This window comes from Micromonospora nigra (genome assembly GCF_900091585.1).
Taxonomy (GTDB): Bacteria; Actinomycetota; Actinomycetes; order Mycobacteriales; family Micromonosporaceae; genus Micromonospora; species Micromonospora nigra.
The window spans coordinates 4,591,213-4,602,360 of sequence record NZ_FMHT01000003.1 but is presented as its reverse complement, the minus strand read 5'-3'; the positions used below and the strand labels follow the sequence as shown (position 1 = coordinate 4,602,360).

The window sequence follows — 11,148 nt, the reverse complement described above, 5'->3', positions numbered from 1 at the left end:
TCGCGTCGTCGGTCGATACCCCGCCCGCACCGGCCGGCAGGTCACCCCGCGGTGGCGTGACGGTGACGCATGTCACGCTCCGCTCCACTGCGGAGTGCACCTGTCACACAGGGGTGACGTACGCGCCGGTGATCCCGCCGTCCACGACGAACTGCGAGGCGGTCATGAACGACGAGTCGTCGCTGGCCAGGAAGGCCACTGCGGCGGCGATCTCCGACGGCTCCCCGAACCGGCCCATCGGCACGTGCACCAGCCGCCGGGCGGCCCGCTCCGGATCGGCGGCGAACAACTCCCGCAGCAGCGGCGTGGCGACGGGACCGGGGCACAGCGCGTTGACCCGGACGCCCTCGCGGGCGAACTGCACCCCCAGCTCCCGGGTCAGCGCCAGCACCCCGCCCTTGCTCGCCGTGTAGGCGATCTGGGAGGTGGCCGCCCCCATCAGGGCGACGAACGAGGCGGTGTTGATGATCGAGCCCCGGCCCTGCCGGCGCATGTGCGGGATCACGTACTTGCAGCACAGGTAGACGCTGGTGGTGTTGACCCGCAGCACCCGCTCCCAGGCCTCCAGTCCGGTGGTCAGGATCGAGTCGTCCTCCGGCGGGGAGATGCCGGCGTTGTTGAAGGCCACGTCGATTCGGCCGTGCCGGGCCACCACCCCGTCGAACAGCTCCCGCACCGCCGGCTCGTCGGCGACGTCGGTCGCGACGAACTCGCCGCCCACCTCGGCGGCGGCCCGTGTGCCCGCCTCGACGTCGACGTCGACGCACACCACCCGGGCGCCCTCGTCGGCGAACCTCCGCACCGTGGCCAGCCCGATCCCGCTGGCGGCCCCCGTCACCACGGCCACCCGGCCGGACAGTCGACCCTGCACGCTCACTCCCTCGTCGAGATGAAGATGTTCTTGACATCGGTGAAGGCGTGCAACGCGTCTGGGCCCAGCTCACGGCCCAGCCCCGAGCGCTTCATCCCACCGAACGGAGTCCAGTAGCGCACCGAGGAGTGCGAGTTGACGCTGAGGTTGCCCGACTCGACGGCCCGGGCCACCCGCAGCGCCCGGCCCACGTCCCGCGTCCAGACCGAGCCGGACAGCCCGTACTCGGTGTCGTTGGCGAGCCGGACCGCGTCGGCCTCGTCGTCGAACGGGAGCACCGACACGACCGGACCGAAGATCTCGGTACGCCAGTGCGAATCGGCGGGCGAGTCCGCGAGCAGGACCGTCGGGGCGTACCAGTAGCCGGGGCCGTCGGGACGTACGCCGGTGAAGGCGACGCGAGCCCCGTCGACGTGGGCGGCGACCCGGTCGCGGTGGCCGGCGGAGATCAGCGGGCCCATCTCGGCGGTCTCCAGGGCCGGATCCTCCACCCGGAACCCGCGTACCGCCGGTTCGAGCAGTTCGAGGAAGCGGTCGTGGACCGGGCGCTGGACCAGGATCCGCGACCGGGCGCAGCAGTCCTGGCCGGCGTTGTCGAACACGGCGGCCGGCGCGGTCGCGGCGGCCTGCGTGAGGTCGGCGTCGGCGAAGACGATGTTGGCGCTCTTGCCGCCCAGCTCCAGCGTGACCCGCTTCACCTGCGCGGCGCAGCCGGCCATGATCCGGGTGCCGACCTCGGTGGAGCCGGTGAAGCAGATCTTCCGCACGGCCGGGTGCGTGACGAACCGCTCCCCCACCACCGGGCCCGCGCCGGGCAGCACGGTGAACACGCCCTCGGGCAGCCCGGCCGCACGCCCCAGCTCGGCCAGGCGCAGGGCGGTCAGCGGGGTCAGCTCCGCGGGTTTCAGCACCACCGTGTTGCCGGCGGCGAGGGCGGGCGCGAAGCCCCAGGCCGCGATCGGCATGGGAAAGTTCCACGGCACGATCACGCCGACCACGCCGAGCGGCTCGTGGACGGTGACGTCCAGTCCACCCGGCACGGGGATCTGCCGGCCGGTCAGCCGCTCCGGCGCCCCGGCGTAGTAGTCGAGCACGTCGCGGACGTTGCCGGCCTCCCAGCGGGCGTTGCCGATGGTGTGCCCGGCGTTGCGCACCTCCAGCAGCGCCAACTCCTCCAGGTGGGCGTCCACCAGGGCGGCGAACCGCCGCAGCAGCCGGGCCCGGTCCCCCGGCGCGACGTCCCGCCACGACCGGTACGCCGCCGCGGCCCGAGCGATCGCCGCGTCGACCTCGGCGGCCGGCGTCGACTCCACCTCGGCCACGACCTCCCCGGTGGCGGGGTTGATCACCTCACCCACGCGGGCCACCCCCGATCCCGTCGACCCGGCCCGTCCGGCCACCCCGGCACGGGGCCCACCGCCGCCGAACGGGGACCCGGTCGGGCGGACCGGTGTGCCCGCCGTGCGGGCGGCGGGTCAGAGGCGTTCGAAGCCACGGGTCAGCTCCCAGTCGGTGACGGCGGCGTCGAAGGCGGCCAGCTCGACGCGGGCACCGTTGGCGTAGTGGGCGACCATGTCCTCACCGAACGCCTCGCGGGCCAGCTCCGAGGACTCCCACAGCGCCGCCGCGTCACGCAGCGTGCCGGGCACCCGCTCGGCCGCCGCGTCGTCGTAGGCGTTGCCGGTGCACTCCTCGCCCAGTTCCAGTTCCCGCTCGATGCCGTGCACCGCGCCCGCCACCAGCGCCGCGATCGCCAGGTACGGGTTGACGTCGGCCCCCGGCACCCGGTTCTCCACCCGCATGCCCTGCCCGTGCCCCACCAGCCGCAGCGCGCAGGTGCGGTTGTCGGTGCCCCAGCGCAGCGCGGTCGGGGCGAACGAACCGGGCTGGTACCGCTTGTACGAGTTGACGTTCGGGGCGAACAGCAGGCTGAACTCGCGCATGGTGGCGAGCAGCCCGGCCAACACCCGCCGGCCGGTGACGCTCAGGTCGGCCGGGCCGTCGCCGAGCATCGCCGAGCGGCCCGCGCGGTCACGCAACGAGAAGTGGACGTGGCAGGAGTTGCCCTCCCGGGCGTTCGGCTTGGCCATGAAGGTCAGCGACATGCCCTCCTGGGCGGCGATCTCCTTCGCCCCGTTCTTGTAGATCACGTGGTGGTCGGCACACGCCACCGCCTCGTCGTAGCGGAACGCGATCTCGTGCTGCCCCAGGTTGCACTCGCCCTTGGCGCTCTCCGGTACGAGTCCCGCACCGGCCATCTCGGTGCGGATGCGGCGCAGCACCGGCTCCACCCGGGCGGTGCCGAGCAGCGAGTAGTCCACGTTGTACTGGTTCGCCGGGGTCAGCTCGCGGTAGCCGCGCCGCCAGGCGTCCTCGTACGAGTCGCGGTAGAGCACGAACTCCAGCTCGGTGCCGGCGTACGCGGTCAGGCCGTGCCGCGCCAGCCGGTCGAGCTGGCGGCGCAGGATCTGCCGGGGCGAGGCGGACACCGGGCCCGAGCCGTCCAGCCACTCCAGGTCGGCCAGCAGCATCGCGGTGCCCGGCTGCCACGGCACCCGGCGCAGGGTGGTCAGGTCGGGGCGCATCGCGAAGTCGCCGTAGCCCCGCTCCCAGCTCGACATGGCGTACCCGTCGACGGTGTTCATGTCGACGTCCACGGCGAGCAGGTAGTTGCAGCCCTCGCTGCCGTGCGCGACCACCTGGTCGAGGAAGTAGGGCGCGTGGAACCGTTTGCCCTGCAACCGGCCCTGCATGTCGGTCAGGGCCAGGGCCACGGTGTCGATCTCGCCCGAGTCGACGGCGACCCGCAGCTGTTCCAGCGAGAGCGGAGCTTTCCTCATCGGCGGGCCTCCATCATCATGGTCTACTCGCTGGGGCGATCACCGTCAATGCCCCGCGCCGCCGGTGGCTAACCGTCTCGTCACGCTCCGGTCGACGCCGATCGCCGCATCCTGCGACGGGGTCCTGCGGCCGACGGCGAATTGCGTTGCCGCCGGCCACCTGCCCGGGGCATCCTTGAGCCTGTGACCAGGCCCTACGACGGGCCACCCGGGCCCTCGGAACGGCCCGGCGTCGCGGCGGCGCGGGGCACGTCACCTCTCTCTCACCGGTGCGGCGCTCCGCCGTGCCCGACCCCGCTCCGCGCCGCCGCACCCGACCCCGGCGGCCACCCCGCGCCACCCGGCGCACCCGAGCCCGGCGGCCACCCGGCGCACCCGGCGTCGTCAGGCCAGCAGCAGGCCGGCGACCCACAGCGCGGCGACGACCAGGCCGGCGAGGAACTCGACGAACATGGCCAACCCGGCGGCGGCGACCGCGTGCTTCGTCGCGGGCCAGGCCAGCCGGTTGGTACCCAGACGCAACCGCTCCGCCACGAAGACACCACCGACGAAACCGATGACCAGACCCACCACGGGGATCACGAAGAACCCCACCAGCCCGAGCAGGCCCCCGGCCAGCAGCGAGGAGGTGGGCACCCCGGTGCGTTTCAGGTTGCGGCCGGGCCAGGCGTACTTGACCACGGTGCCACCCAGGGCCACCACGGTGGCGGCGGCGAGCACCGCCCAGCGGCCGGCGCCCGCGTCGCCGAACAGGGCCCAGACCAGCACCCCGCCCCAGCACAGCGGCAGGGCCGGCAGGCCGGGGACCACCACCCCGGCCAGGCCGGCGAGGATGGCCAGGGCGGCGACGACCGACACCGCGGTGGACGTGTCCGTGAGGCTCATGCGGGTCAGCCTGCCACCGCTCGCGACGCGCCGCCGGCCAGCGCGACCCGGCCCACGCCGCCGGCCGACACGACCCGGCCCACGCCGCCGGCCGACACGACCCGGCCCACGCCGCCGGCCGACACGACCCGGCCCACGCCGCCGGCCGACACGACCCGGCCCACGCCGCCGGCCGACACGACCCGGCCCACGCCGCCGGCCGACACGACCCGGCTCACGCCGCCGCTCCGCTGTCGCGCAGCCGGGCGACGATCTCACCGGCCGGCCCCGGCGCGCCGAAGAACCGGCCCTGACCCGTGTCGCAGCGCAGCGCCCGCAGCCGCTCGGCCTGCACCGGCGTCTCCACCGCCTCGGCGGTGACCCACAGCTCCAACGCGTGCGCGAGCCGGACGAGGGCGTCCACGATCCGCTCGTCGCGGTGGTCGACCGTCACCTCCGGCCCGTCGCCACGGATGCCCTCGACGAACGGTCCCGCCAGTTTCAGGCAGTGGATGGGCAGCCGGCGCAGGTACGCCAGGTTCGAGTAGCCCGTACCGAAGTCGTCGATGGCCAACCGCACACCGAGCGCGGCGAGCCGGTGCAGCGAACGCAACGGCTCCCCGGCACTGCCCATCACGGCACTCTCGGTGAGTTCCAGTTGCAGCAGGTCCGCCGGAAGACCGGTGGTGACCAGCGCGTCGGCGACGGTGTCGACGATGCCGGCGTCGTCGGCCTGCCGGGCGGCCAGGTTCACGCTGACCACGAGCCGGGTCCCCGGGAACTCCCGCCGCCACGCCTCGGCGTCCCGGCACGCCTGCCGCAGCACCCACTCGCCGAGCCGCACGATGATCCCGGTCTCCTCGGCCAGCCCGATGAACCGGGCCGGGCCGATCAACCCCAGCTCGGGATGCTGCCACCGCACCAGCGCCTCCACCGCCAGCATCTGCCCGTCGAGCAGGGACACGATGGGCTGGTAGTGGACCACGAACTCGCCCCGGTCGAGGGCGGCCGGCAGGCCCGCCACCAGCGCCGACCGGGCGATGTCGCGGGCGCTGCGTTCCGGGTCGAACACCGCCCAGCGGCCCCGTCCCTCGGCCTTGGCCCAGTAGAGGGTCGTGTCGGCCGCCTTCATCAGCTCCGACACGCTGGCCCCCGCCACCGCCGACTCGACGATGCCGACGCTCGCCGACACGGCGAGCTGCTGGTCACCCACGTGGACGGGGGCGGCGACGGCAGCCAGGGCGGTCTCCGCGACGGCGATCGCGTCGTCGATCCCCCGACCGCCGTCGACCAGGATGACGAACTCGTCGCCGCCCATCCGCGCCACCAGATGGCCCTGCTCGGCGACACAACCGGCCAGCCGCCGGGCGATCACGACAAGCAGGCGGTCGCCCAGGTCGTGCCCGAGGCTGTCGTTGATCGCCTTGAACCCGTCGAGGTCGAGGAAGCAGACCCCGATCCGCCGGGCCGGATCCGCGGTGTCGACCACCCGGTGCAGGGTCTCGAAGAACAGCGTCCGGTTGGGCAGGCCGGTCAACGGGTCGTGCAGCGCCTGGAAGCGCAGCCGCTGCTGGAGCTCGTACCGCTCGGTGATGTCCTCGATCATCGCGACGGTGAACCGGGGACGGCCGTCGTGGTGACGGATCAGCGACACGGCCAGGTCCGTCCAGACCACCCTGCCGTCCTTGCGGTAGTACCGCTTCTCGACCCGCGCCGCGTCGTGCTTGCCCTCGATCAGCTCCTGGTAGAGCTCCCACATGCCGGTCGCGTCGTCGGGATGGAACAGCGACGCCACGTTGATCTCACGCAGCTCGTCGACGGTGTACCCGAGCATCTCCGCGAACGACTGGTTGACCTCGATGATCTGCCCGTTCACGTCGGCGATGCCGATGCCGATGGCCGCGCCGGTGAACACCGCCCGGAACCGGGCCTCGCTGTCGCGCAGGGCCTGCTCGACGGCGTCCCGCGCCTGCCAGGCCGAGCGGGCGATCCGCTCCTGCTGGGTGAAGGTGCGGTCGCGCAGTCCCCGGGCGAAGCCCGTCGCCAGCCCGCCCTGCACCTGCGCGATCCGCCCGGCCAGCTCCGCCGGGTCCACCGGCTCGCGCAGCACCAGAGCCGGGAACCGGTCGGCCAGCGTACGCACCGACCAGTCCAGCATCCGGGGGTCGGTCAGGTGCGCCTCGACCAACGCCCGCCCCACCTCCTCGGCCGGCGGGCCCGCCGGCTCCGCCGACAGCAGGGCGTGCGCCAGCCGTACGGTGTGCGCGAGCAGCAGCCGCTCGGTTTCGGCCGGGCTCAGCGGCACGAACCCGAGCCGGCGTACCGTCAGGGCCCACTCGGCCGCGTACCGCGCAGCGCCGGCCCGGTCCACGGCGTCGCCACCGGGACAACCGACGGTGGACACGGGTCAGCCGTCGGACCGGTCGTACCGCGCGACCCCGCCGAAGGCACCGAACCGCTGACCGGCCTCGTCCACGTCGGTCGGCGAGTCGGGCCGCCACAGCTCCATGTGCACCACCCCCGGCTCCAGCAGCGTCCAGTCGCCGAAGAACGACGTCACCTCGGCACGGGACCGCAGACTGATCTCGGTGTCGGTGCGCGCGGACAGCCGCTGCGCGTCGAGCATCTCCTGCGGCTGGTCCTCGAAGGTGGAGTGCGAGATGACCAGGAAGCTGCCCGGCGCGGCGGCGGCCCGCAACGTGGCGAGGATGTCGCCGGGCCGGTCGGCGTCGGCCACGAAGTGCACCACCCCGGCGAGCAGGATGCCCACCGGCCGGTCGAAGTCGAGCAGATCCAGCCGCCGCGCCTGCGCGAGGATCCGCTCCGGGTCACGCAGGTCACCGTGGATGACGCCGGTCAGGTCGTTACCGGCGAGCAGCTCACGGCTGTGCGCCACGGCGACGGGGTCGATGTCGACGTACACGACCCGGGCCTTCGGGTTGGCGTTCTGCGCCACCTCGTGGACGTTGCCGACGGTGGGGATGCCGGAGCCCACGTCGAGGAACTGGTCGATGCCCGCGTCGAGCAGCACCCGCACGGCACGGCGCAGGAACTCCCGACCGGCACGCATGGTGGCCGCCAGGTTCGGCGTCATGCTGGCGATCTGCTCGGCGAGCCGCCGGTCGATCTCGAAGTTGTGCGCGCCGCCGAGGAAGTAGTCGTACACCCGGGCCGCGCTGGGCCGGGAGAGGTCGATCTCGGCGGGAAGTCCGTCCGGCTTCTGCACTGCTGCACCCCATGTCGTCACCGTGGGCCTGGTGCTCACCACTGTAGGCCCGCACCCTGCCCGACAGAAGATCCACAATGGTCTCTTCACCGACTCGCCACCCGCGGTGACGCTGCGGGGCCGCCCAGACACGGCCGGGCTCCGTCAGGCCGCCTCCAGCAGCAGGGAGATGCCCTGCCCGACCCCGACACACATGGTCGCCAGGGCCCGCCGGCCACCCCGCCGACGCAACTCCAGCGCGGCGGTCAGCGCCAGCCGGGCGCCGCTGGCCCCCAGCGGATGCCCCAACGCGATCGCCCCGCCGTTGGGATTGACGTGCTCGGCGTCCACGGGCAGACCCAGTTCCCGCAGCACGGCCACCGCCTGCGCGGCGAACGCCTCGTTCAACTCCACCACGTCCACCTCGGCCAGGCCCAGGCCGTACCGGTCGAGCAGCCGGCGGGTGGCCGGGACCGGACCGACGCCCATGGTGCGCGGCGGGACGCCGGCCGCGGCGGCACCCCGGACCCGCGCGAGGGGGGTCAGCCCGTACCGCTCGACGGCCGCGGCGGAGGCGACCAGCAGCGCGACCGCCCCGTCGTTGACGCCCGAGGAGTTGCCGGCGGTCACGGTGCCGCCGGCCCGGAACGGGGTGGGCAGCGCGGCGAGCTTCTCCAGCGACGTCTCCCGAGGGTGCTCGTCGACCGCCACCAGCGTCGTGCCACGGCGGCCCGCCGGCACGGAAACCGGCACGATCTCCTCGGCCAGGCGACCGTCGGCCTGCGCCTTCGCCGCACGCTGCTGCGAGCGGTACGCGAACTCGTCCTGCGCGCGACGGTCCACGCCGTGCTCGGCGGCCACGTTCTCCGCCGTCTCCGGCATCGAGTCGGTGCCCCACCCCTGCTCCATCAGCGGGTTGACCAGCCGCCAACCGATGGTGGTGTCGTACACCTCGGCGGCCCGGGAGAACGCCGTGGTCGCCTTGGGCATCACGAACGGGGCGCGGCTCATGCTCTCCACCCCGCCGGCCACCACCAGGTCGGCCTCCCCGGCGACGATCGACCGCGCGGCGGTGGCGAGGGCGTCCAGCCCCGAGCCGCACAGCCGGTTGACCGTGCTGCCGGGCACCTGCTCGGGCAGGCCGCCGAGCAGGGCCGCCATCCGGGCCACGTTGCGGTTGTCCTCGCCGGCCTGGTTGGCGCAGCCCAGCACGACGTCGTCGGTGCGCGCCCAGTCCACCGAGGGGTGCCGGGCGACCAGTTCGCGGATCACGTGGGCGGCCAGGTCGTCGGGGCGGACGCCGGACAGGGCGCCGCCGTACCGGCCGATCGGGGTGCGGACACCGGCCACCAGGTATGCCACGGTCATCGCTGAAGTCCTTCGGGGGTGGGAAGGGCGGGGCGGAGCGCACCCGGGTCGCGGGGAACGCACCGCCGCCAGGATATCGGCGTCCGCGCCGGATAGGTTGACGGCATGACCCGGGCCCAGTTCAGCGCAGAGACCAGCGGCGGCGAGTCCGCCGTTCAGCCCCACCAGCTCACCGACCGGGCCGCTCCGCACCGGCGTGGCTGACGGCGCCACGACCGGCACCGCCGTCCGTGGCCTGCGCGCCGCCGCCGCGTCGGTCGCCGGGGCCTGCGTCGTGGTGGGCGTGGTCGCGGTGACCGTCGCGGTGGTCGCCGGTCCCGGTCCGGGGCTGACCGGGTACGTCAGCGAGGCGGGAGTGACCGACAGCGGGTACGCCTGGACGTACCGGCTCGGGGTGTTCGCCCTGGCGGCGGCGCTGGCGCTGCTCGCGGCGGCGCTGCCGGCGACGCTGCGCCCGGCGGCGGTGCTGCTCGCCACCGGCGCGGTGTGCACGCTGCTGTCGGGTGCGGTGACGTGCAGCGCGGGCTGTCCGCTGCCGCCCTTCGAGCGGGCCACGGTCGCCGACCTGGTGCACGGTGGGGCGAGCGTGGTGGCCACGGCCGCGGTGGTCTTCGCGATGATCACGATCGCCCTCTCCCCGGGCGCGGACGGCCCGCTGCGGCGGCTGGCGGCCGGGGCGGCGGGGGTGGCGTTGCCGCTGGCCGGGGCGGTCGGGCTGGCGATGCTGGTGGTCGGGCGGGGCTCGCTGGTCGGCGTGCTGGAGCGGGTGCTGCTGACGGTGGCCGCCGCATGGGGGCTGGGCACCGCGGCCATCCTCGCGGCCCCCGGGCGGCGTGCCGGGAGGGCCGCCCGGGGCGGCGGGACAATGGCGGCATGAGCCCCCTCTTCACCCCCCTGGCCCTGCGCGCCGTGACCCTGCCCAACCGGATCGCCCTGGCCCCGATGTGTCAGTACAGCGCCGGCCCGGACGGCCTGCCCACCGACTGGCATCTGGTGCACCTCGGCACCCGCGCCGCCGGAGGCGCCGGGCTGGTCATGACCGAGGCCACCGCCGTGACGCCCGAGGGTCGGATCAGTCCGCAGGACACCGGCCTGTGGTCCGGCCGGCACGTCGACGCGTGGCGGCCGGTGGCCCGCTTCCTCGCCGCCCGGGGCGCGGTGCCGGCCGTGCAGTTGGCGCACGCCGGGTTCAAGGCGTCCACGTACCGGCCGTGGGATCCGCGCCGGGGCGGGGTGCCCGACGCCGAGGGCGGCTGGACGCCGGTCGGCCCCGGCGACGAGCCGTTCCTGCCGGCGTACCGCATCCCGACCGCCCTGGACGCCACCGGCATCGCCACCGTGGTGGAGGCGTTCGCGGTGGCCGCCGGTCGGGCGGTGGATGCCGGCTTCACCGCCGTGGAGATCCACGCCGCGCACGGTTACCTGCTGCACGAGTTCCTGTCCCCGCTGACCAACCGGCGCACCGACGCCTGGGGCGGGGACCGGGCCGGCCGGATGCGGCTCACCCTGGACGTGGCCCGCGCGGTCCGCGCCGCCGTGGGCGAGGACGTGCCGGTGCTGGCCCGCATCTCCGCCACCGACTGGGTGGACGGCGGTTGGACCGTCGACGACAGCGTCGTGCTCGCCGCCGAACTGGCCGGTGCCGGGGTCGACCTGGTCGACTGTTCCTCCGGCGGGGCGTCGGCGACCGCGTCCATCCCCGTCGGCCCCGGTTACCAGGTGCCGCTGGCCGCCCGGGTCCGCCGCGAGGCGGGCGTGGCCACCGGCGCGGTCGGGCTGATCGTCGAGCCGGAGCAGGCCGAGGCGATCGTGGCCGCCGGCGAGGCCGACGTGGTGCTGCTCGGCCGGGAACTGCTGCGTAACCCGTACTGGCCGCACCAGGCCGCCGCGAAGCTCGGGGTCACCCCCGGCTGGCCGGACCAGTACCTCCGCGCCGGCTGACCCGTGCGCCGGGCCGGCCGGTCACAGCCGCCGGGGCGGCGGGCCGGCCGGCCCCCGGG

At 74.6% G+C, this 11,148-nt stretch carries 10 protein-coding genes; 2 read left to right on the top strand and 8 right to left on the bottom strand.

Translation table 11 applies throughout. The annotated features are described in order from the left end of the window. Positions 1–103: 103 nt before the first annotated feature. From GA0070616_RS20020 to pcaF, 8 genes are all read right to left on the bottom strand, one after another. Entirely contained in the window at positions 104–871 is a 768-nt protein-coding gene (locus GA0070616_RS20020) for a 3-oxoacyl-ACP reductase (RefSeq protein ID WP_091085232.1), read from the bottom strand. A 2-nt stretch (positions 872–873) separates the two neighbouring features. Beyond that, entirely contained in the window at positions 874–2,229 is a 1,356-nt protein-coding gene (locus tag GA0070616_RS20015; RefSeq protein WP_091091192.1) for an aldehyde dehydrogenase family protein, read from the bottom strand. Between the two features lie 117 nt (positions 2,230–2,346). Continuing rightward, the gene (locus GA0070616_RS20010; RefSeq protein ID WP_091085227.1) at positions 2,347–3,711 is read right to left on the bottom strand and encodes a glutamine synthetase family protein; all 1,365 of its coding nucleotides are present in this window, start codon (positions 3,709–3,711) and stop codon (positions 2,347–2,349) included. 384 nt (positions 3,712–4,095) lie between these two features. Then, on the bottom strand, positions 4,096–4,596 hold the full coding sequence (locus tag GA0070616_RS20005) for a DUF456 domain-containing protein (protein WP_091085224.1): 501 nt from the start codon (positions 4,594–4,596) through the stop codon (positions 4,096–4,098). A 5-nt stretch (positions 4,597–4,601) separates the two neighbouring features. Then, complete coding sequence (locus tag GA0070616_RS20000; RefSeq protein WP_091085219.1) at positions 4,602–4,814, bottom strand: YdhT family protein; 213 nt, start codon at positions 4,812–4,814, stop codon at positions 4,602–4,604. Continuing rightward, positions 4,811–6,979 carry a putative bifunctional diguanylate cyclase/phosphodiesterase gene (locus GA0070616_RS19995; RefSeq protein WP_091085216.1) on the bottom strand — a complete coding sequence of 723 codons (2,169 nt, stop codon included), beginning with the start codon at positions 6,977–6,979 and terminating at the stop codon, positions 4,811–4,813. Before GA0070616_RS19995 ends, GA0070616_RS20000 begins: the two co-directional genes overlap by 4 nt. 3 nt (positions 6,980–6,982) lie before the next feature. Further along, positions 6,983–7,801, bottom strand: a complete 819-nt coding sequence (locus GA0070616_RS19990) for an SAM-dependent methyltransferase (RefSeq protein WP_091085211.1) — start codon at positions 7,799–7,801, stop codon at positions 6,983–6,985. A 144-nt stretch (positions 7,802–7,945) separates the two neighbouring features. Continuing rightward, positions 7,946–9,148 carry a 3-oxoadipyl-CoA thiolase gene (gene pcaF / locus GA0070616_RS19985; RefSeq protein WP_091085208.1) on the bottom strand — a complete coding sequence of 401 codons (1,203 nt, stop codon included), beginning with the start codon at positions 9,146–9,148 and terminating at the stop codon, positions 7,946–7,948. Between the two features lie 196 nt (positions 9,149–9,344). Here pcaF and GA0070616_RS19980 point away from each other — a divergent pair, with 196 nt between their 5' ends. Then, positions 9,345–10,025 carry a DUF998 domain-containing protein gene (locus GA0070616_RS19980; protein WP_245712838.1) on the top strand — a complete coding sequence of 227 codons (681 nt, stop codon included), beginning with the start codon at positions 9,345–9,347 and terminating at the stop codon, positions 10,023–10,025. Next, positions 10,022–11,089 carry an NADH:flavin oxidoreductase/NADH oxidase gene (locus GA0070616_RS19975; RefSeq protein WP_091085206.1) on the top strand — a complete coding sequence of 356 codons (1,068 nt, stop codon included), beginning with the start codon at positions 10,022–10,024 and terminating at the stop codon, positions 11,087–11,089. The genes GA0070616_RS19980 and GA0070616_RS19975 overlap by 4 nt, the downstream gene beginning before the upstream one ends. Positions 11,090–11,148 lie beyond the last annotated feature (59 nt).

Bases quoted from the DNA above. Each gene is read 5' to 3' on its own strand.
- GA0070616_RS20010 (WP_091085227.1), bottom strand. From the start codon at position 3,711: ATGAGGAAAGCTCCGCTCTCGCTGGAACAGCTGCGGGTCGCCGTCGAC.
- GA0070616_RS20005 (WP_091085224.1), bottom strand. From the start codon at position 4,596: ATGAGCCTCACGGACACGTCCACCGCGGTGTCGGTCGTCGCCGCCCTG.
- pcaF (WP_091085208.1), bottom strand. From the start codon at position 9,148: ATGACCGTGGCATACCTGGTGGCCGGTGTCCGCACCCCGATCGGCCGG.
- GA0070616_RS19975 (WP_091085206.1), top strand. From the start codon at position 10,022: ATGAGCCCCCTCTTCACCCCCCTGGCCCTGCGCGCCGTGACCCTGCCC.